The 22,554-nt window shown below is 56.6% G+C and carries 11 protein-coding genes and 2 tRNA genes; 5 read left to right on the forward strand and 8 right to left on the reverse strand.

Going from position 1 to position 22,554, the window contains the following annotated elements; genetic code table 11:
- The coding region (locus VM163_11465) for an Ig-like domain-containing protein (protein ID HUT04495.1) at positions 1-1,112 on the reverse strand (1,112 nt) is incomplete at its 3' end.
- A 131-nt stretch (positions 1,113-1,243) separates the two neighbouring features.
- Complete coding sequence (locus VM163_11470; protein ID HUT04496.1) at positions 1,244-1,615, reverse strand: hypothetical protein; 372 nt, start codon at positions 1,613-1,615, stop codon at positions 1,244-1,246.
- A gap of 1,439 nt (positions 1,616-3,054) precedes the next feature.
- Between VM163_11470 and VM163_11475 the strand changes: the two genes are divergently transcribed.
- Entirely contained in the window at positions 3,055-4,635 is a 1,581-nt protein-coding gene (locus VM163_11475) for a hypothetical protein (protein HUT04497.1), read from the forward strand.
- A 732-nt stretch (positions 4,636-5,367) separates the two neighbouring features.
- On the opposite strand, the gene VM163_11480 is transcribed toward VM163_11475, so the two are convergent.
- Positions 5,368-7,500 (reverse strand): hypothetical protein, encoded by a 2,133-nt coding sequence (locus VM163_11480; protein ID HUT04498.1) that lies wholly within the window; start codon positions 7,498-7,500, stop codon positions 5,368-5,370.
- Positions 7,501-8,313: 813 nt separating this feature from the next.
- Between VM163_11480 and serS the strand changes: the two genes are divergently transcribed.
- Positions 8,314-9,636, forward strand: coding sequence for a serine--tRNA ligase (serS, locus tag VM163_11485; GenBank protein ID HUT04499.1), 1,323 nt, complete (start codon positions 8,314-8,316; stop codon positions 9,634-9,636).
- 133 nt (positions 9,637-9,769) lie between these two features.
- Here serS and VM163_11490 read toward each other — a convergent pair whose 3' ends face one another.
- The 5 genes from VM163_11490 to VM163_11510 all read right to left on the reverse strand — a co-directional run bounded on the left by VM163_11490 (position 9,770) and on the right by VM163_11510 (position 12,814).
- A complete protein-coding gene (locus tag VM163_11490; GenBank protein ID HUT04500.1) occupies positions 9,770-10,837 on the reverse strand; it encodes an HDOD domain-containing protein in 1,068 nt (355 codons plus the stop codon).
- A 60-nt stretch (positions 10,838-10,897) separates the two neighbouring features.
- Positions 10,898-11,677 (reverse strand): hypothetical protein, encoded by a 780-nt coding sequence (locus VM163_11495; GenBank protein ID HUT04501.1) that lies wholly within the window; start codon positions 11,675-11,677, stop codon positions 10,898-10,900.
- Positions 11,678-11,694: 17 nt separating this feature from the next.
- Positions 11,695-12,528, reverse strand: a complete 834-nt coding sequence (rsmA, locus tag VM163_11500) for a 16S rRNA (adenine(1518)-N(6)/adenine(1519)-N(6))-dimethyltransferase RsmA (GenBank protein ID HUT04502.1) — start codon at positions 12,526-12,528, stop codon at positions 11,695-11,697.
- Between the two features lie 125 nt (positions 12,529-12,653).
- A tRNA-Glu gene (locus tag VM163_11505) sits at positions 12,654-12,728 on the reverse strand.
- Between the two features lie 12 nt (positions 12,729-12,740).
- Positions 12,741-12,814 (reverse strand) — tRNA-Gln (locus VM163_11510).
- Between the two features lie 249 nt (positions 12,815-13,063).
- Here VM163_11510 and VM163_11515 point away from each other — a divergent pair.
- From VM163_11515 to VM163_11525, 3 genes are all read left to right on the forward strand, one after another.
- Positions 13,064-14,128 carry a hypothetical protein gene (locus tag VM163_11515; GenBank protein ID HUT04503.1) on the forward strand — a complete coding sequence of 355 codons (1,065 nt, stop codon included), beginning with the start codon at positions 13,064-13,066 and terminating at the stop codon, positions 14,126-14,128.
- Between the two features lie 402 nt (positions 14,129-14,530).
- Positions 14,531-16,663, forward strand: coding sequence for a phenylalanine--tRNA ligase subunit beta (gene pheT / locus VM163_11520; GenBank protein HUT04504.1), 2,133 nt, complete (start codon positions 14,531-14,533; stop codon positions 16,661-16,663).
- 312 nt (positions 16,664-16,975) lie between these two features.
- Positions 16,976-22,534, forward strand: coding sequence for a two-component regulator propeller domain-containing protein (locus VM163_11525; GenBank protein ID HUT04505.1), 5,559 nt, complete (start codon positions 16,976-16,978; stop codon positions 22,532-22,534).
- Positions 22,535-22,554 lie beyond the last annotated feature (20 nt).

Raw genomic sequence — 22,554 nt, forward strand, 5'->3', positions numbered from 1 at the left:
CGAGGCGTATCATAGGCGGCCACCCCAACTCGGTAGTGGGACTCCATCTGAGCGACTAGAACCGGCGTTTCCGTAACGTCGCCCACGTCGGTCTTCGAAGCGTTTGCCAGCCACTGCTCCTCAGTAGTTCCCGGTTGCCAAGGCCCCGAGTACAGATAGTAGCCGGCAGCATCCGCAAGTGGCACTGCGTTCCACCTAACGACTATTGCATCTTCAGTCTGGACCGAGACGTCTCCGGGTCTCGCGGGAGGCGTCTGATCGGTCTCATTTCCCACCACAAACAACCTGTGTGTGGGTGAACTTGGGCGGTTCCCGTAGATGTCCACGACCCCAGTCGAGACCTCCAGACTCAAGAAACCGGGCTGAAGAGATGAATCCGGCGTGAACTCGACTCGCGTCAGACTGTCATCATACTCGTAAGTACCCAGAATCCTCCCGGAGGGCTCGGCGTCGAGTGTTATGGTTTCCGCGTTGAGGGTGGACGCGTCCATGGGCGAATCGAATGTTACGAAGAGGTGGTCATTCCCGGCCTTAAGGTTTGATATGGACTCGACCTGCACCGGCACGTCAACCACCGTGCGGATCATCGCGTTACCGCCGTTACCACCCCATCCCGTATAATGGATCCCGTTCTCTGAATCCCAGTTCTTAGTGTAAACGGTAGTCCCCCCATTTGGCTCATAAGTCGTTCCAATGCCCGGTTCCGGTGGCTTCGTGATCTCCGCGATGACCCAGAAGCCATCGCAGTCAACTTCTACCTGATATGGCAGAACGTAAGTGGCCCAGGAACGCGGCTTCACAGCCCCGATCGTAGCAACCTCGCAGAGCTCGACCTGGTCGAAGTCCACGATGTGAATCCGGAACTCAGCCGTGGAGTTGACGAACACGGATACCTCACGAACGAAACACGGGAAACCGGACGGCTCGAACTGCACGGCGAGACCTTGTGTCTGGAATGGATTCGCATAGGCCTCCCAGTAGGCCATGACCTGCCGCGGCCCGGCATCGTGAAGGAGCTCAACCCTCCCCGCGAGGCACACATCAGGTCCAAAGAAAAAGGCCGAAACCAAGAGCACCAGCCACAGTATAGTGTCAATGTCCCTATTGACCATTGAATCAGACCTCCTTATTCTCTCTTACAGCTGAATGTGTCGTTTGTTGCGGGGAGCCCGAAGACTCCCCGCAAATGTCTAGAGGGGGGCCCGGGCGGCGGCAACCGCCGCCGCCCGCCTACAGCGCCCCCTTATGGGCACTCATACACATAAGGCCCGCTCCCCTCCGTTTCGTCGTCATCGGTCCACATCTCAAATGTGTAGGATCCCGCCGGCAGAGTCGCGTCATACTTGTAGTCGACGAGGATGCTCTGTTGTTGATCGATGTACATCATCCGATCCCCACCATACAAGTCACCGTCTTTGTATACGTGCAGGTAGACCTCCGGAGCGCTCTCACCTGGCCCCTTAGCATACGTAACGTACCAATGGAACGGCGTGTCGTCTGCACAGCCCGAGGTGGGCAATACCATGCCATTGCCGTAAAACTCACCGGCAAAGACCAGGACGGCAAGGGCTACGATCAAGACAGACAGCCCGATAATCACATTTCGTCGCTTCATTCGTGTATCTCCTTTTCTTGCGTTTCAGAAGCTCATTCGTGAACTCGCTGAATCATCTAGAATTGATTTCGATTTGCTTGCGAAAAAGTGAACGATGCGCGCTAGGAATACGGGTGGGTCTCGTGCGCGGTGGTATGCTGCCCCCCCCCAATAGAGAGGCCGGAGGGGCCCGGGTATGTCAGTAGTCAGGATTACGCGGCTGTTATCCTGCGATGGCAGTCGTCTGCTGCGAAACTCGCCTTCGTCCCCCATCTTCTCATCCTTCGGCGCTCCGAGACAGCGCCAATTAACTTCGCGAGATTATTCGATAACGCTCACGAATAATCCCCAAGGCTCATATTTTAAGCCACGTTCAACCTCACAAAAAGCAATTTACTGATCTTATTCTGCACAATTCAACACGTCTGTCAAGCTGTTTCCGCAAGGAGTTTTCGTAATCGGTCGATGTTGTCGCTTTGATGCTCGCAGTCTGGGCTTGAATTAGGGGTCATGGGCTACAAAGCCTCAACAATCTGAGAATCGGCCTCGATGAAATTCGACGGCATTGCCTGAATGCCCTGAAAGGGCAGAACGTGACATCGCACATCGTAATGCCACCAAAACAGTCCTGAACGCCCTGAAGGGGCGGAACGTGAGTAGCCGCAGGTGCAACCTGCGGATCGAAATGCGCGACAACCAAGAAATCCCTTCGCCATCCGCCAATCGCAAAGCGATTGGCGGATGGCGAAGGTAGCTAGGAGCAGCGTCGTCGGCTAGATACCCCGCGTTTCACACGGGGCTACTCACGTGGCCCCCTTTCAGGGGACTCAAGCAATAGGCACCAGAACTCAATCCCACCTTTCCCATACCCTGAAGCCCTTCATATAGCCACATTACCGGTCAACCAGCACAGGGGAATACGAAAACTCCTGGTTTCCGCAAGGAGTTTTCGTAATCGTACCTGGACCTGCTGTGCTGAAGACGTTCTTCGTGCTTCCCTGAAAGTGCTGAACATAGCCCCGTGGATGGGCTGTTCGACCCCCTTTTAAGATCGCGAGGATACCGACGTGAACGGATTCCGCAGGTTGCACCTCGTCGTCGAGGTGCGGAAACTTCTGATGAATGTGCATGGTGAGTCTATTGATGCACGCCGCCCTGGGCTGATATGCTCCCTGACGTCATGCACAGTCAATTGCGCAAGGAGAACATCCGAAACGCGCCGCAGACGCGCCTGCATCCGGTCCTGCACTGGCTTCGGAGGTCTCTAAAATTCGCCGCCGCACTGGTGCTGATCCCGCCGGTCCTGCTCGGCGTTCTGGTGTTTTTCTCAGCTTGGAAGGCGATCGCCAAATGGCGCCGATAGGTTTCTATAAGTGGCGGCCATGGTCCAGCCTGGCTCAAGCCGTGCGCGGGCTCGCAATTCTCTGCGAAGCACGGCCAAAGGCGGAACTGAGGCTTCAATGAGGCCCCTCGCAACCTACGTCGGCGTCTTTGCATGGATGGCTCTCGCGCAGGCTTTACTGCCGATCTATAACACGCTCCCCGACCTGCTGCTATTCACCGCGGCGCTCGTCCCCGGCGTCGTCATGCTCGCCCGAAGGCGTGTCAGAGACCGTCTCTCGGCGCTCGGCATCGCGCTCTCAGCCATGGCGCTTGTCTATCGGTTCGCAAACAGGCTTTTCGGGCTTATCGAATGGGACGGGCATGCCGCCATCAGGCTGCTCTGCCTCGCTCACCTGGCGGCGTTCGTGCTGGCCTTGCTCCTGACGTTCGCCGTCTTCTCGCACCGTGGATTCAGAATCCGCCTCGCATCAGCCCTCTCTTTTGGCCTTTTGCTCATTCTCAGTGCGGGCATCGCCGCCCCGGACTCTGCCGTTGATGTCCAGATAAAGCTCGCAATCGGGAACGGCATCCAGGCGAGGCGCCAAGTTGAGGCGCTCGCAGGATTCTGGGGTGATGCTCGCGGCGGCGCAGAGCTCGACCGCGCGGTTCGCTCCTGTGCTCGCTCTGGGCTGTTGAGCCTGCCTCGGCTCCAGCTCAAGAGTCTCTCTGAGCGCTTTTTTGACAGCCCATTCGCCGACGACGCCAGACTAGTTGCGGAAGTCCTTCTGGGGCCGAAATCGGAGCGACAGGCGCTCGCCGACCTTGAGCAGGAGCTGCTCTCTCGGAGGTTTGACTTTCACGTCGAGAGCTGGACGGCGATTGCGCTCAGGCCCTGGCGGCGGCTTTTCCGCACGCAATTCGTATCTAATGCAATGCTGCTTGCCATCGCTAAACGCAGAACACAGGCGGGCCAGCTTGCGGACGCCGAGGCGGCGCTCAATGCCTTGATAACCTCCAGAAACGCCCCCTACGGCGCCATGGCGGTTGGGCTTGTGCTGGACATATATGACGGAGAACTGGGCGACGTCGAGGGTGGGCTGCTCTTCGTAAGCCAACTGCTGGACGCTGCTGCTGAGTATGCCTTCCTGCCAGCCGCCCAAGACGCCATGGGACGCTTGAGCGATGACACGCGAGCGCGGGTGTCCGCAATTGCGTCGAGCAGTCGAGACGATCAGACCAGGGCTTTAGCTCATCTGAGGCTTTTTTTCTTGGCCAAACGCTGCTCGAACGATGCGAGCGCTCTGTCCCAGTTAGATGCGGCCTTGCGGCTTTCCAGAGGGAAGCTGGCGAGGGTCTGCCTCGGCCTCATGCTCTACGAGGAGGCGCAGCGAGCGGGCGGCGCAGAAGGCCTCAGCCTGGCCAGGGTCGGGCTCGAGCTCTGCGACGGCCTTGCGCCTCCCTTCCTTCTGCTTGCCTCGCAAGTTGCGGCGCGGGGAGAGAACTTTGAGGTCTCTGAGGTCGCCCTCCGCAGGCTCATCACGCTCCACCCCAAGAGCATATTCTGGGATGAGGGACTCCGCCAGCTCGTCGCGCTATTGGACGCCCAGGGGAGACAGGATGAGGCCAATGACATTATATTGACCAATCTGACTCAGTTGGACCTTTTGTCCGACCACGACTTGGCGAGGCGCGGAGCCAAACTGCTCCGGCGGCGTTGACGCGCCCCGGATGCCCCTCGCACTGGGGAATGAGCTGCCCGGCATCGAATCGCCTCCGGCGATGAGGCGTGCAGGGTCTCGGAGCTCCTTCCTCCGAATCACTGCGTTTTAACGCGGTGATATAGATACCTCTAATTATACTAACACCCGACTTTATTCGGGCGGCCTGAGGATGGGAGGCATTTGTCTCCTCCCTCCCCAGGACCCTGATCTGAAGAGGAAAGAGGGGATGTGTGTGACGGCCCCAATTCCCCCGAATGAATTCGGGGGCTAGTATTATAGTAGCCCTTCTGGATCGCCTCGACTAAAGTCGGGCGATGGCTGGAGTCATCAATTCATCGCGTATCGCAGATCGCGACGACTGTTGCCTGCTTCTTCAGTAGATAGTAACGCCCGGCATCGAATCGCCTCCGGCGATGAGGCGTGCAGGGTCGCTGGGCTCCTTCCTCCGAATCACCGCGTTTCAACGCGGTGATGTAGATAGCTCTAATTATACTAACACCCGAAGTTATTCGGGTGGCCCTGGAGATGGCTCCGCGACTCCCCCTTCCTCCCCAAAACCCTGATCTGAAGAGGAAAGAGGGGATGTGTGTGACGGCCCCAATTCCCCCGAATGAATTCGGGGGCTAGCATTATAGTAGCCCTTCTGGATCGCCTCGACTAAAGTCGGGCGATGGCTGGAGTCATCAATTCATCGCGTGTCGCAGATCGCGACGACTGTTGCCTGCTTCTTCAGTAGATAGTAACGCCCGGCATGCCATCAATGCGCCAGAACAGTTTCTGCGCTTCCTGTCCGGGCGGGTATTCAAGCGAAGTGATGGCCATCGAGACGACCATTCCAATCAAACCAGACGGATGCCTGATGGGGCTGGAAAGCCCGATGATCGCGCGCGGGTAATCGTAGTATCTCGCCCAATTCGCCACATTCTGGACAGTGTTCAGGCTCTCATGCGCTTGGCGCCTCAGCTTGTTCGGTAGAAGCTGCAACTTAACCATGTCAGCAAGGCCAGTTCCAGCTACTCGGCGTGAATAAAGGACCTCCAGTCGAACGTCAGAGGCCTCTGCGCTTCGCGTAACCCTGGCCGCGCCGACAACGAGCTGTGGGGGAGTCCCCATGATCTTGGGTATGTATTGGAAATACTCCGGCAACCTCATCGGCAGGGGCATTACGCCGGCCCAGGCGTATATGTCTGCGCCGTGATTAGGCTGCGTGTCTGGAAACGACGAGGCCTTCAGGAAGTTGAGTTCTGGAGGGTTTTCCGGTAGGAGGATGTTCAAAGCGCGCTGGTCGTTCTCAGTCAGACCTGCGGAGCAGTAGTACCAAGAACCGATGGGATAGGATGGGAAGCTGCTAAGTCCACGGCAGAGGAGTGCGATAACGATGAGAAGCGAGTAGCTGGCCACTCTTAGCGTCCGTCCCCTGAGTGCAAGAGCGAAGCGCTCCGCCGGTTTCTTGAACGTGAGAACCACAAGCAGCAGCGCCAATGTTATGGCAATGCCATAGCGATATGGCAGCAGAAACTGTATAATAATGGAGGCGAGGCGTTCTTTCCCGGGTAAGCGACACCCAACGAAAGCCGTGAGGGCGAAGACAAATGATGCGCCGACTAGGGTGAACCTGATGCTGCGCCTCAGGTCGCGTCGCCGTGTGAAGAAAGCCAGGCACGCCAAAACGGCAACAATTATCACTGACTGTAGGTCTAGTTTTGGCTCCGAGATCGGCCCAGAGGTCCAAACGATAAATCCAAAATCAGGGCCGAGCAGAATAACGGCAACAAGTCCGGCCAGCACCCAGAATCGCGCCATCCGAAACCAGGGTCTAGCCAATTGTTCGCCCTTTGGAAGGACACGGAGACTGAGCACCAACGCCACGAGCAGTGCAGCGAAGGCAAGTGTTAGATAATTGGTGAGATATGCAGTAAAATGGACTGGCTGTGGCGGATGGAGAGATGCGAACCACCCGAGAGGCAGGACAAACTGAAGGACGATCATCGCGCTAAGGACGTTGCCGAACAGTTCTCTCGGGCGCTCGGCGATCTCACTTTGCGGCGCTCGGTTGAACAGGCAAATTGCGAGCAGCAGCGCTTGGATGAGCGGTAGGATGTTGTTCTGGCCAAGCTCCGGTACGGCCCGCGTTGCGAGAATCAGCATGGAGCCAAACACGACGAGCAAGACGAAATCCCAGCGCTTGAAGTAGCGAGCGCCCTTGAGGTCCGGCTCGGGGCTCTCCTGAGTCGCCTTCAGCGCCTCGCGAGTGGGCAGGAGAAAGCCAACGCCGGCTGGGATGCCGAGAATCAGAAGCTGGACGACGAGCCAGCCAAGCGACGTCTGAGGCGGGAAATCAACTACCCAGAGTAACGAGGCGCAGCCAAGAGCAATGACGAAGCCGGACGCTTTTACAGCGGTTTCTGATCTGCGCATTGGCAAGCGACCCGAGTCCCGGCTCTTGAAGCTTGAGAGTGATAGGATGAAGAGCGCTGCGCCGACGATTGCGAGGACTGCTGTCCAGATGATTGCGACGCCGCTTGAGATTGGCAAGCGACTAAGGTCGATGGCGGCCACGACCAGACAGAGCGCGGCCACAGCGGACCAAAGAGCTCCCCATACGCGGCCAGCTCTTAGCAGCATAGCGCCGAAGCCCCTTCTGGCAAACTGTTTCCCGTAGCTCATGGCGAGGCTTAAAAGCAGGAATCCCAGCCCAAAGAACGCTAGGTCGGACAGGAAATGCCCGGCGTTCACCTGAGCCCAGTTGAAACGGAGCAGGCTGGCTGAGACCTGCTGAAGGGGGGTAAACGTCGAGTTTGCGGCCAGCTTGGAAAATAAGGGTATCTTGCTTGCAAACAGCGATTGCCCAGTAGGAAACATTCCTTACCTCATTCATAGGCCCATCACTGGGGCGCATAATACTTGCACACTCGACTAGAGCGAGCATTATTCATAAAAATACCGTCAGTTGAGGTGCGTGTCAACTGGCGGGCATTGAGGAGTTTCCTCATTCTATCTTGGAGTGGTTCATGGCGCCGTTTTCGGTTCCGGCGCTTGGCAGCTGCTACGAATCCGCGAATCCCCTGAAAGGGGATAATGTGAATAGCCGTGGGTGCAAACCCACGGATCAGGAACGGCGAAAAACACCTTCCAGCCCTGAAGGGGCTGCACAACGTCCGTGCGCCTCATAATTGTTCGACCCCTCCAGGGTCGGGGACGTGTGTGGGGCCAGATTCCGTAGGCTGGGCCTTCGGCCGGCGCCTACGGCTACTATTGTGGCCCCCCTGCGGGGAGCCGAACGAAGCATCACCTCAATCTTAATTCCACTTGTTCTCGCACAAAACACCGTGCCGCGTCAAGCCGCGGCGAGCCAAAGCGGTGTCAAGCCACCGCACTCCAAAAAGGCGGTCGCCCACCCGGTCCATCTGATGTTTGGGCTGTTCCGGCAAGCAGCGCCCCTACGGAATGCTGTCCCGGGACTTTTGCGCCAGCGTTTTCAGGTTGCAGCCTACAGGTGGCGACTGATAACTTGTGCGCCGTAGCATTGGCGGTGGCGTAAGCGTGAACCTTGACCTGCCGTTGTTTGATAGTAATATGTTAGGTGGTGCCGAAAAGGCGCCTCCACTCGACCCTTCGCCCCGGGGCTTAGTCCCTGGGGCGTTTGGGTCAAAATGATCTGAGAGGATTTCGGAATTGCTTGATTTGCGGTTTGTGCGCGAACATCTGGACTTGGTTAGACGTAAGACCGAGGAGCGGCAGAGCGAGCTTGATTTCGGCCTGTTCGCGTCGCTTGATGCGAGGCGAAGGGACATGTTGGCGAGAGTTGAGCAGCTCAGGCGAGACCGGAACGAGGTGTCGCAGCGTATCTCTAGGAAAGACGTACCACAGGGCGAGCGGGAGAGAGTGATCGACAGGATGCGGAAGGTCTCCGACGAGGTCAAATCGCTTGAGAAGGAATTGCGGGCGGTCGAAACGCAGCTCAGCGATTTCATGCGGGTTATTCCTAATCTGTCGCATGACGATGTGCCGGTCGGGAAAGACGAGTCCTGCAACGTCGAGGTCCGCACGTGGGGCGAGATAGCGAAGTTCGATTTTGAGCCGAGGGCTCACTGGGACTTGGGTACTGCGCTTGATATTTTAGATTTTGAACGTGCGGCGAGGATGTCTGGCTCCCGATTTGTGGTCAACAAGGGTCTTGGGGCGCGCCTGGAGCGAGCGTTGATCAATTTCATGCTCGATTTGCACGTGAACGAGCATGGTTACAGGGAGATTATCCCGCCGTTTCTCGTTAGCTACGAGACCTGCTTTGGCTCAGGTCAAGTCCCGAAGCTCGAGGACGACATGTATTATTGCCTCGGCCCGGCACAGATAGCGGATCGGGCTAATGAGCCGTTCCGAAGCGACGAATGGCCTGGGCTGTTTCTGGTTCCAACGGGCGAGGTCCCGCTTGTAAACCTGTTCCGGGAGGAGACGCTCGAGGAGGGCCAGTTACCCCTGAACCTCACGGCATACACCCCGTGCTTCCGCCGCGAGGCTGGGACTTACGGCAAGGACCAACGAGGTCTTGTGCGCCTGCACCAGTTCAACAAGGTCGAGCTAGTCAAGATAACGACGCCTGAGGCGTCCTGGGATGCGCTCGAGCAGCTTACGAGCGACGCAGAGGTAGTGCTAAAGAGGCTGGGGTTGGCATATCGCGTTGTCTCGTTGTGCACGGGCGATCTTACGTTTGCGTCCGCCAAGACCTACGACCTTGAGGTGTGGTTCCCGTTTCAGAAACGGTTCCGAGAGATATCGTCTTGCAGCAATTGCACCGATTTTCAGGCGAGGCGGGCAGGCATCAGATATAAGCCGAAGGACGGGAAATCGCGTTTTGTGCATACCTTGAACGGTTCGGGACTCGCGGTCGGGAGGACATTGGCGGCCATTTTGGAGAACTATCAGCTGCCCGACGGCTCGGTCAAGGTCCCAGAAGTATTGGTTGCCTACATGGGAGGTGTCGAGACCATCGGACGGTAGCGGCGGCGCAAGCCGCACCAGCCAAGCGATGGTGAAACGCGATTCGACCTTAGGGTCCTGAGTGTGAGCAAGCGTGGCGTTTGGGTGTTGTGCAGGCGAGGGCGTGTGAACGGCCAGAAGCCAGCGGCTAGTCTTAAAGGTCGAAGGTCTTCCTGTCTCTCTCGACCGTCTCTTGAACCTCCTTGACGATCTCCTGAAAGGTGTCTATGTCAAGTTCCAGGAACGCGCTTGACTCGAGCTCCAGTATGTCCGCTTCGCTTTCAGGCTGGTTGACCGGAGGCGTCGAGAGGTGATAGGAGATTGCGTCGGATACGCAGGCTAAGTGGGACAGAATAGGTTCTTTTTTGTTGGAGCTTGGGTGATGGTGGAACTGAATGGCCTTCTCCAGAATCTCCGGGAAGTTCCACTTGTGGCACAGGATCGCGCCAAGTTCGGAGTGGTTGATGCCCAGGACCTGCTCCTCGATCTCCTCGAAGGTTAGGTCGCCTTTTTTCTTCAGGGCGATCAGCTCCCTAACGTAGCCGGGCAGCTTGCTCTCAATGATGTTCTTGCCGATGTCGTGCAGCAGGCCCACAATGAAAGCCTCTTCCACCAGGTCCTTTCTCCTCTGTTTGGCCAAGAGTCGCGCCGCGATGCCAGACTCGATCGAATGTGCCCACAGTGTCTTGCCGGCGGCGGAATATCCGTGGCCAGGAGAGGGGTGCATGCTCTTGACGGACGAGGCGATGACAATCGTTTTGACCGTCGAGAAGCCGAGAAGCACGAGGGCGTCTGTCATGCTCGTTATCTGGCCGGACCGCCCATATAGGGCAGAGTTCGAGTACTTGAGGACCTTGGAGGCGAGCGCCGAGTCCTTTAGGATGACCTCCTCCATCTGCTTCATTGTGGTGTTCGGCGAGGTGGTGAGCTGCATCACCTTCGTTGCGACGAACGGTAGGCTGGGCAAGTCCTTGACTTGCGTGAGCATTTTCTTCGCCTCTTGGGGGCTGGATGGCGCGGTCGTCTTGACAGCGGGTTTGCTGGCCATACGAGAGGTTACCGGCCCGGCCGCCGGCCTCTCCTTGCCGGAAGCGTCTGAGTTGGGCACCAGCACCAGCTGGCCTACCTTGCACTTGCTGCACTTGAACTTCACCTTGGGATTAGGAATCTTACGGGCGTCGGCTTGGAACTCTGCGCCGCAGTGATCACACCTAAAAAGCATGGTTGCTCCGTTTAAGTGGCTCGTTATACATCAACAGTCCATATCGTAGCTGCTACGTCGTTAAACGTCCTTTAACTCTGATAGCAATCTTATTCTATCAGAAACGTTCTGGCCCACCAGCTCAAAATGCCGGTGAACGTGCTTTATCAACATTGGCATCTTTAGCGCTATGTACTCACCAATTGCCTTATCGGAGACAGGCAGCGAGACCTTAAAGAGGGATTCACGAAGAAACGTCAAAGTATCCCCGTAGTAGCAAACCGGCTGCGTGCCCAAGTCCCGGCCCGCAACCTTCCGGCCCGTCCTGATGCTAAGCTGCCTGAGCGCCTCGCGTGCATGTTCTCTGTCAGTGATCTCCACGACGGGATTAGAATAGCGGATAGCAAAGGTCTCGTGCAACTGCCTATACCCCTCGAGCGTTACGGGTGCCTGGTCCGACATCCACACTGTCGCGCCCGAAGCGCCGTCAGCGATGTTGGGTATCCCGTGCTCGAGGCAGTAGATCGTGCCGATTGTGTGCATCACGAGCTTGCAGCCGACGCAAATCACGAACAAGCCCCTGAACCTGACGATGTCCTTCGCAAGAGTGCGCAGGACTATTGTCCTGAAAAGCTCTTTGCCCGAGATGATTGTGTGGGTGAACTCTGCGCCATCTACCCGGCTTTTCAGCTCCTCGAGCCGCGCGGCGGTCCTCTCGATCTTCGTGTGGCCGTATCCCCTCGAGACCGAGATCAGATGGACAATGTCGTAACTCCTTCCCAAGACCGTTGCCGCGAGCGTGGAATCCAGCCCACCAGAGAATAGCAGCGCCACGGAACTGTCCGATGCTTGGTGTTTCATGTATGGTCCTTCTCAACTCACGTAGGGTCGGCTCGAGTCAATCTGTTCACGAGATTGACGTAGTCGCGGACAGGAACCTCCTGTGCCCTGCATGTTGCAGGAAAGCCAAACTCGGCTAACAGCCGTTCGGGGAGCTCTTTGTGGTCCCGCAAGGTCGTGCTTCGCATCAATGAATTGAGCAGCGTCTTTCGCCTGTGCGCAAATGCAGCGGTCACGAACACGTCGAACGTATCCAGCAGCTCTTTAGATGCAAATGGCGGCTGTTTGGGCGTTATGGCGAGGAGGACCGAATGAACCTTCGGCATGGGCCAGAACGCCTGTGGAGGGAGCGTAAGAAGCCAGCGCACGCGCGCCCTAGCCTGCACCGTAACGCTCAGTCGGCCATATTGCGCCGTGTTCGGGACCGCCGTCAGCCGCTCGGCAATCTCCCTCTGAGCCATTATGCGAATGTCTTCGATCCGCTCCATCTGATTCATCAAAGTAAGCAGAATCCTGACGAACGAGCAGTAGGGAAGATTGCCGACAACTTTGACCTTCTTGCCCCAAGTATGTGTAAACACATCGTCTGAAAGATCGAGTTCTTTGGCGTTCCTGCACAGCGGGATGACAGTAGGGCTACCGTCGAAACGTTCCTCGAGTCGCTGAAACAGGCCTCTGTCCATCTCGACAGCATAGACGAGCTTCGCATCACGAGCGAGGCGCTCGGTGAGCCGGCCGTCGCCAGCCCCGATCTCGACCACGATCTCGTCGCGAGCTTCGGCGAGTTCGGCGACTTTCTCGAGAAGGTTCCGGTCGTTAAGGAAGACCTGGCCGAGCGATTTTTTTGGTTCGAGCGCAGTTGGAGCTCTCAATAGAATAGATGCCTCCACCTCTATATGGTTCCTCGGCAGTTGGTGCGGGCTGTAGTTTTAATATGTTCAATAATGCCCTGCTCACCGCTACGCGCAGGGCAGAATGCGCCAACGCCGAGAGTCAATGGCGGCCCCTAGGGGAATCGAACCCCTGTTTAATGGCTGAGAACCACTCGTCCTTACCACTAGACTAAGGGGCCACACCAAACAGTTGGCTGGGAAGCAGGGATTCGAACCCCGGTTCCGTGATCCAGAGTCACGTGTCCTACCCCTGGACGACTTCCCAGCACGCATTTTGATAAACCGACTGTGCGACCATAACAGCGTCAATCCGGCCTAACAATATGGGCTGGCCGGCGCAAATGTCAAGCTCGACAAGCATCCCGCAGAATCAGATTGCCTATGCAGCCGGCAGAAGTGACTTGGACCGTAGCGCGCAACTTGGCGGCCCGCGGCGGTTGACTTGCTCCCAACGGTTGCCTATTGTTCACCTCAAAGCTTACCGAGTGCTTATTTGGTTCAACTGGGGCGAGCAGTGCAGGCCTGGGTTAACAGCAATTTCCTTTGGACGCAATTCGCTGTCTGTGGTGTCGCAATCTTCATCGCGGGGACGAGGCTATCCCGCTTTGGCGACATCATCGGCAAGAAGCTCAAGATTGGCTCAACCTGGGTCGGTCTTGTGCTGCTGGCCGCCATTACCTCGATGCCGGAGATGATAACGAGCTGCACGGCCGGGGGTATCGGGGCTCCGGACATGGCCGCCGGCAACCTGTTCGGCAGCAACCTCTTCAATCTGGCAATACTTGGCATCCTGGGCCTCGTGATGCCTCGCAGGGCCGTTTGGGCCGGCAAGGGCACCAGGCACTTGCTCTCCGGCAGCCTCAACGGCCTAATGATGCTTGTGGCTCTTCTTGTGATCCTGCTTTACAAGCTCGCATCATGTGAAACCTTACTCAACGAGCTCATGCGGCTGCCAGTAGGAGTCGGCAGCATCCTGCTACTATTCCTATACTTCCTATGTATGTTTCTTATTTTTCTCGACGAGCGCCACAAGAGCGCAGCGAGCGCCGAGTCGCAGTCATACAAAGAGGAGAATCTCCCAAACATCTGTGTCAAGTTCGGCGTCGCCAGCGCGATAATCGTGCTCGCTGGGTGGCGGATGGTAATGCTGGGCCACACACTCGCTCAGGTCCCCATCCACCTGTTCGGCGCACAGCTCGTTCTGGGACAAAGCATAGTCGGCACTCTTTTTCTCGCGGTCGCCACGTCACTGCCGGAGCTTACTGTGTGCTACGCTGCGGTCAAGATCGGTTCTGTTGACATGGCGATCGGGAACGTCTTCGGGAGCAACATATTCAACATCGCCACCTTTTTCCTGGCCGACCTGTTTTTTACAAAGGGACCCATTCTGGCCTATGTGAGTGAAGTGCACGTCCTGACCGGACTGTTGGTTGTGGTCATGAGCGTGTTGTTCATAACGGCGAGCACATACTCTCGCATGTTCCGGGGGTTCAGGCAGGTCCCGTTATCAGCGGCTATTGTGGTGCTTTGGCTCATTGGCTGGCTATTTATACTTGCTTTCACCGGCGCTCCTGATTAGCTCTTTTGGAATCGCAGCCGGCCGGGGCATAAATGAGGCGATGAACGGATGCGCGAATCCTGGGAGCGAGACGCGACGAGGTGTCGCTGGCTGCCGGTTTTTTGCCCGGCCCAAGTCGCTGGGGCAAACAGGCGGCATCGTAAACAAATCCTCTGTTTGTTACGATATGCAATCAGCAGCATTAAGCCGTTTACCGAGTTATTTGCTCGCTTGGGGATTTGCGCGACTGATCATCATTCTGGTTGAAAACATGGGAATAGATAGTGTATTGTGTTATTGGTTCTACAAGATGTTGCGGGTTTAGTATGGCTGAGCGCGACTGATAGCGCCTCGCAGGCATAGGCTCTTGCGAGTGGATGCGCAGTAAGTGAGTCTAGTAAACATTCTGGGGATGGTTGGTAATTGAAGGTTACGGTTTCGTGGCTCCGGGAGTTTGTGGATTTTGCTCTTGGTGTGGAGGAGCTCTCTAGGGGGCTGACCTTTCTCGGTCAAGAGGTTGAGAGCGTGCATTCTGAGCGGGAGTCGGCGGAGGCTGCGTCGCTCGTCAAGCTCTCTTGTGATGAGGGGTTCGAGCTAGATGATACGGTTCTGGACCTCGAGATCACGCCGAACCGTCCGGACTGCCTCAGCGTGCTCGGGATAGCACGAGAGGTCTCGCTTTTGGTTGACAAGCCGCTTCGGGTCAGGAAAGTCAAACTGTCCGAGGCCGGTCGCGCTGTGGAGGATGCAGCGATTCTGGAGGTTCGCGAGGCTGAGGCCTGTCCTCGGTATATAGGCCGTGTGATAACCGGTGTTACAGTCGGGGAGTCGCCAGTTTGGCTGAGGCGGAGGCTCTTAGCGGTAGGGCTACGTCCGATCAACGCAGTTGTTGATCTCTCCAACTACATCATGCTGGAGACGGGGCAACCGACACACTGTTTTGACCTGGGCAAGCTCGCTGACAAGGCCGTGGTGGTTCGATTTGCGGGGAAAGGCGAGCGCATTGTAACTCTGGATGATGAGGAGCGCGAGCTTTATCCTGACGTGCTAGTAATCGCCGATTCAAAAAGGCCGGTGGCGATCGCGGGTGTGATGGGCGGGCTTGACACCGCCATAAGCGATTCTACCACGAGCGTCTTTCTGGAGTGCGCCCACTTCGACCCGCCTTTGATAAGGAGAACCTCGAGGCGGCTCGGGCTCTCAACAGAATCTTCCTACCGTTTTGAGCGTGGGGCGGATATCTGTGCGCTTGAGAAGGTCAGTCGGTTGGCGGCGTCACAGATTGCGAAGCTGTGCGGTGGGAGCGTTTTGGCAGGGTCGATTGAGTCGTATCCGGTGCCTTATCGGCCGAGGTGTGTGACTTTTCGGCCGGAGCGGGTTAATCGTGTTCTTGGGACGAAGATCGAGCCGCATGCGATGGAGAAGATACTTCTTGCGCTCGGATTTGGCATTGGCAAGGATGCTGACGTCGAGCAATCAGACCAGATCTGGGTTGAGCCACCTTCCTTCCGTCCGGATGTTAGCCGGGAGGAGGACCTGGTTGAGGAGATCGCAAGGGCCTACGGATACGACCGGATACCGGCAGAGCTCCCGAAGGCGAGGCTGTTCACTGGGCGGCTGAATCCCGATGTCCAGCTGATGAGGCAGGTCAAGCATTCGCTGAAGAGCTTGGGCCTGTGTGAGGTCTGGACATTGAGCCTCATGGGGGAGGGTCTCCTGGACCGATGCCGCATTGCCCAAGATGATCCCTTAAGAGCCGGGGTGCGGTTGATGAACCCGCTTAGCGGTGATCAGGACATGCTAAGGACATTCATGCTGCCGGGCGTCTTGAACTGCGCCTCGCACAATGCGAGGCATAAGGAGCTTGACCACTGGCTTTTTGGGCTTGGGAATGTATTCATTGATCGAGGCGAGGTGACTCCTGATGAGCAGATGCATGTGTGCATAGTTGGCTGCGGCGACCCCCTGCCGTTCAACTGGGCCCGGAGTGAAGGTGATGGGAGCTTTTATCACCTTAAGGGGATTGTAGAGAGGATGCTCGAGGACCTTCATCTGCCGTCGGCTAAGATCGAGCCGCACGAACTTCCGTTTGCCGAGCGGGGCGGGAGCTTTTCCGTGAGCCTTGGGTCGGAGCCAGTCGGTTTCTTGGGCAAGCTGGGGCCGGATGTTGCCGAATCGTTTGATCTTTCGCCTGAATGTTACTTTGCCGAGATCGATCTTCACATTGCGAAGGACATGACCTTGCCGTCTAGAGAATACAAGCGTTATGCGGCATTCCCTGCGGTGGTTTTGGACCTTGCAGTTACGCTGCCAAGGGGGACACAGGATGCCGAGGCGGAGGCCATAATTCGAGAGGTCGGTGGCGAGTTGCTGGAGAATGTAACGCTGTTCGATCGGTATCAGGGGGAACAGATTCCGTCTGATCGTATCGGCCTTGCCTATTCGATCAAATACCGATCGAGGGACAGGACGCTTACGGTGGGAGAGGCGTTCGAGCAGCACCAGAAGATAATTGACGAGCTGTCGAGGCGCCTCGGCGGCAAGCTGCGTGAGTGATGTTGGTTGTGTGAGTTGAGGACTTTTACAATAGCGTTCAAGTGCGGTTGGTGCTCAAGGTGAAAACCCTTGACAGGCCATTCTTGAGTCCGTAGTATTCTGGCTGGTAGAGATAGATTGGGCAATCTGTGTGTTTGGCGGGTTTAGCCCAATAGAAGGCACTTGATAGGGGCTTGTTGCATGTGTTGAAGTTTTTTTGCTTATGTAGGGTAACTGGGGACGTTTTAAATCGAGATCAAGTATCTGACTTCCTGTTTGGCTATGACAAAGGTTTTCGCTTCGCCTAAGAGGCCCAATATAGGAGAATATGGGATGCGGGGACGAGTTTGTTTTCTTGTGGCTCTGATTTTCACATTGAGCGTTGCGGCTGCGGGGTTCGCAGAGTGGATAAACTACTCTCAAACTTGTGATGTTCGCCATATAGCTGTTCAAGGCAGCAAAGTGTGGTGTGGGACAACTAATGGCAACGGGGCCGCCCGGATTGATTCGGCCGGCAACGTGGCATTCTATACTCAGGCCGATGGGCTACCTTCCGGAGACATTACTGCTCTGGCGTGCGATAGCCTCACGGTTTGGTTTGGGACGGATGTTGGCCTCTGCATGTTCAACGGCGAGCAGTTTGAGACGTTCACCCGCGATGACAGCGGCCTTTTGACCAACAGCATTAGCGCGATCGCGATCGATCCGCGAACGCTGGACAAATATATTGGCACCGAGATCGGGGTGTCGGTTTACGATGGTGTCAACTGGAAATCCTACACACCCTACAACAGCGACTTAGCTTCGCCTCACGTCTTGTCGCTTTTCGTTGATCCGGATACGGACGAGCTGTTCGTCGGCACTGACTTCGGCGTGAGCGTCATGAACATCAGCGACGAGAGCTGGCACCAATACAAGGTCCAGCACGGACTTGTCGCTAACAGGGTTTCCAGCATTGCCAAGGACGTCGATGGCAATTACTGGTTTGGGACCTATCAGGGCGCAAGCCGCTTCGACGGGAGCAGCTGGTATTCTTACACGGGCACCAATGGTCGCCTGAGCTCTGACTACGTAACGGACATCGTTGTCTCTTCTGATGGCTATGTCTGGATATCGACTGATAAGGGTCTTAACAGGATTCATGGCTCGGAGACTCTAGTATTCAATGTCGCCTCTTCCGGGGCAGTTGGCCTGACGACCGATATGGGCTACGCACTTGGCTGCGCCGCGTCCGGTAACGTTTGGATCGGCACTTCCGGGGGCGTCTTGGCCTTTGATGGTGATGAGTTTGAGTTGCACTTGGGCGACGGACTTGGGAGCAACTACATAACGAGCATTGAGACGCAGGGGAGAGCAGCGTACTGGTTTGGGACCCGGGATTCCGGCGTCAACAGGCTCGATTCGAGCGGAATGGTCGGCTACAGCGGCCTCGTCTCCGATGCCATCTCCGACATCACCTCACACTTCGAGGCAGGCAGATGGTATGAGTGGTTTGGCGGCGCCAATGGCATGACCATCTTTGATGGAACGAACTGGTGGAACCCGGGCCTGGTGATGGCGCCGTTCAGAATGGCGGTTGAGTTCGTTGATCCTGATCCGGAGATTGCGGGCGATGAATACTGGAACAAGTGGGTATGCACTCAGGATAACGGGGTCTTCGTAATCGTGGGCGCGCTGCCCTCGACTGTTACTAACTACACGGTGGCCAACAGCGGGCTGGTATCGGACACAGTGAACTCAGTCTCGGTTGACGAGGGCCATGTCAAGTGGTTTGGGACTGATCAGGGTGTCAGCATACTTGGTCCGGGCGGTTCTTGGTCAGCAATATCTGTGCTTGACGGCTTGCCAAGCAACAACGTCTCCGCTATTGATTTCGCTTCAGATGGCGTGTGGTTTGGAACTGATCAGGGAGTCGCTGTTAGAAAGAGCGACCTATGGACGACCTATCAACACATCGCTGCCGACGAACCAATGATTGAGGACGCCTTCGCCGCGATGGTTGTCGAGAACGTTGGTGGGAAATGTATTCACTGGTTCGGCGGACAAGGCGGCCTTCTGGCGTTCGACGGCGATGATTGGACGATTTACAAGGAGGTCAATTCTGCACTTCTTTCGAGCGACGTTCGGGACATAGCGATCGGTTCTGCGGGAACTAAGTGGGTCTGCACAGCTGGCGGGATTGCGAGCATTGATTCTGGCGGGAGTTTCTGGGTGACGGAGTCAACGATTGTCGGTCTTCTGTCAAATGACGTTCGCGCGGTCCTGATCGACCCTGACGACAACAAATGGTTCGCAACGGGCGGCGGCGTTTCCAAGTTCGACGGCGCCGGCTGGACCAACTTCGATGTTGCCGGCGGTCTTTGCTCGAACGACGTGCGCGACGCTGCAATCGACAGGGTTGGCCGCGTCTGGGTTGGCACGGGGAACGGCGTATGTGTGATTGACGGTGGTGCAGTTACGCTCAGCTATAACACCGGCAATTCGGGGATAGCCAGTAACGATGTTAGAGCTATCGTTATCGACCGGAACGGTATCAAGTGGCTCGCGACCGACGCGGGCGTCTGCAAGTTCGATGGGAGCTCGTGGCGGACTTATGACTCCTCAACGTCAGTGTCTGGCCTGCCGTCGGACGACGTTCTGAACCTCTACATTGATAGCGATTTCAATCTCTGGGCTGCCACTGCGCTCGGGACTGCCAAGTATGACTACGCCGAATGGGACGTGTTTGGGGCAGAGTTCGGGCCGCTTGGTCATAAGGTCAGTTTCGTTGGCGAAGACTGCCTGGCGAGTGCCTTCTGGTTCGGCACGGAATACGGGCTGGTCGAATATAAACTAGGCAACTGGCATCTTTATTCAGGAGTTGGGATCGGCTCCAACGCCGTCAATGATTTGAAGGTTGACGGGACAGGCAAGGTCTGGGCTGCGACCGATGGCGGTGTGTCGGTGTTCAGCGATGGCCTCTGGGCGACGCTCAATCGCGCCACTGGTGGTCCCTCGCATGACGTTGTCAACCGCGTAATGGTTGATTCGGACGACAACAAATGGTTTGCCACGGAGGGTGGCGGCGCGAGCCTCTACCTTGAGAACCATGATTCTGGCCTGTCAGAGCCTGAGCTTGCGCCGCATTCCGGGCTTCCGGCGACCCCGAAGTTCGAGGGCACAGGCACGGAGTTTGAGTACTCTGTCTATTATTTTGATCCCGATGTCGAGTTCTCGCCGCTAGGCTATTCGGTGGACGCATATATATATATTGATGGCGTTCCATACGATATGTCTCTGGCGTCGGGCGCGGGCTATAACGGGAGGTATTCGTTCTCGGTCGTTGATCTTGCTGAGGGCTCGCACACATACTACTTCTACTTCGTGAAGGCGTCCGGCAACATCGTGAAGCTCCCTGCATCTGGCGTGTTTTCGGGCCCAGTCGTTGACGGCTCGCCCCCGACGTCGGCCGTGTATGCTGACGAATCCCTTCTTCCGTACACGAGGTACAGCCCGTTTCCGCTGCATTTCTCGGCCGAGGATTTACAGAGCGGCATTGCGTCGGTTGCACTCTACGTGAGACAGCCGGGGGACGATTGGGAGAACACGGGTCTGTCGTCAACGAAGCGCTACGGCGTCTTTGAATACCCTACCTATGTCTCTGGAACGTTCGAGTTCTGCACTATCGCGGCGAATCATGCTGGCCTTGTCGAAGCGCTTCCGGACGAGGCAGAGTGCACGGTGGTCTATGATCGCCGGGCGCCAAGCTCCTATATAACGGCTCAGTCCTACAGGGCGCACGACACGCCGGTTATGAGAATTCCCTATGGGGCGAGCGACGGCGAGAGCGGGATCGACTATGTTGAGCTGTGGCACCGACATGAGGACGACCCAGATTTCGGGCGATTCCCGGTAGCGACGCTAGAGCAGGCCAGTGGGCTGTTCATCTACACGGCCGAGAAGGAGGGCTGGCATTACTTCTACACCATAGCGGTTGACAAGGCCGGAAACCGGCAGTCTGTTCCTCCCACATATTACCACTTCTCCGTTTCTTATGACGGCACGCCGCCTGTCTCGAGCTGCTCAACAGTCGAGTTTACAGGCACGAACTTCGACGTAAACTTCACTGCGGATGATGCACAGAGTCGGGTCAGAAGTGTTGACCTCTATTATAGGCTGAACGGCGGGCCAATGTTCCATTACGATGTAATACGCTATAGTGCTGAGGGCGCCTTTCGTTTCGTTGCCCCTCAGGATGGCACCTATGAGTTCTACACTCAAGCAACAGACTGGGCTGGTAACCAAGAAGAGCTGCCAGCGGCGCCGGACGCAAGCTGTAAATCCGATATTACCCCTCCAACGGCGACAACAAGCTGTCCAGAGGCAACTCACAATCGCTCTGTTAAAGTGACCTACAGTGTTTTTGACGAGACCTCTGGCGTCAAGGAGGTCACGCTTTGGATTAAGTTCAAAACGGGCGAGTGGCTTAAGACGGCCTACTTCTCCGAGTATCGGGAGGGAGAGTTCACATTCGACTTCCTCCAAGGAGAGGGATCCTATCAGGTCGCGGCTCTCGGCCAGGACAATTCCGGCAACCTTACGCCGCTTACCGGTGATTCGGGAGTTTCAGTCTATTACGAGACAGTGCCGCCTCAATCGATTTCTTGGTGCGAGTCGGCTGGGGAGCTTTCGCCATTCAGGGTTGAGTTCTCATCGAGTGATGAGGGAAGCGGGCTTAAGACCATATTTCTCTATTATCGCTACAACCAGGGCGATTGGACCGAGTCGGAAGACCAATACCTTGGGACCCCCGCGGGCGGCTCGTTCTTCTTCTTCCCGATCGAGGGCGGCGGATACTACGAGTTCTACACGCTTGCAGTTGACAGGGCTGGCAATATGGAGCTTCCGCCTCAGTATGCGGACTGCTCGGCGGTGCTCGACCTCGCTCCGCCGGAATCATCGGCCAGCGCTCCAGGGACGGTGATGTTGCAGCCGATTCTGGTTGATTTCGAGGCGAGTGACGACGCCTCTGGCGTGATGTCCGTTGGGCTTTGGTATTCGTTCGAGGACGGTGAGTATTCTCGCTTTGACACTATTTGGGGCAACGAGACGGGCACTTTTGAGTTCACGCCAGACGAGGGAGTGGGCGTATACTCGTTCTATACTGTTGCGACTGACAGAGTAAGCAGGAAAGAGGCAGTCCCGTCGCAGGCAGACGCTATCGTCCTGTACAATCCTGCTGGGCCGGCTCTTGCGCTCCTTGAGGATGATCACGACTTCGGAACTGTGCTGATCGACAAGACAAAGGCCTGGAATATGCGGCTGGTCAACACCGGCAATTCGCCGGTGAGCGTTGAGAGCGTCGCGACAACAACGCAGTGCTTCGAGGCAGATTTCAGAGCGCCGGTTGTGATCGGTGCAGGCGAACATCTGGATGTCCCGATCACTTTTGCGCCGGACGAGAGCGGCGCCTTCCAGGATACCGTTACGGTCCAAAGCGACGATCCGGACGCCGCGAGCCTCGTTGCTACTGTCAGTGGCGAGGGGGCAAGCGAGACACCGCCCACGATTAGGCTGGCGAGCACTGGCTCAAAGGTCAGCACCGACGACCGTCTGATTGTCTCCGGCTGGCTAGATAACCCCGGCGATGCCAAGACGGCTGACGTCTATGTGGCTGTTCGGCTGCCCGGTTCGGACACGCTCTACTTTTACTCCAACTGGGGGTCGTCTCCACAGGCCATCACGGTCAACTTAGGCGAGGCTTCTCAGCTTGGTCCGGTTGCGCTTCTGGACTTTTGTGTTGGTGATGGCGTTGAGCGTGGCGAGTATGTAGTTTTTGGGGCAGTCGTGGCCCCTGAGACTCGATACGAGTTTCTTTCTGATATTGCCATATTGAGCATAGTTGTAGAATAAGGACATAATTCGATAACAAC

The sequence above is a fragment of the bacterium genome, from assembly GCA_035527515.1.
Taxonomy (GTDB): Bacteria; B130-G9; B130-G9; order B130-G9; family B130-G9; genus B130-G9.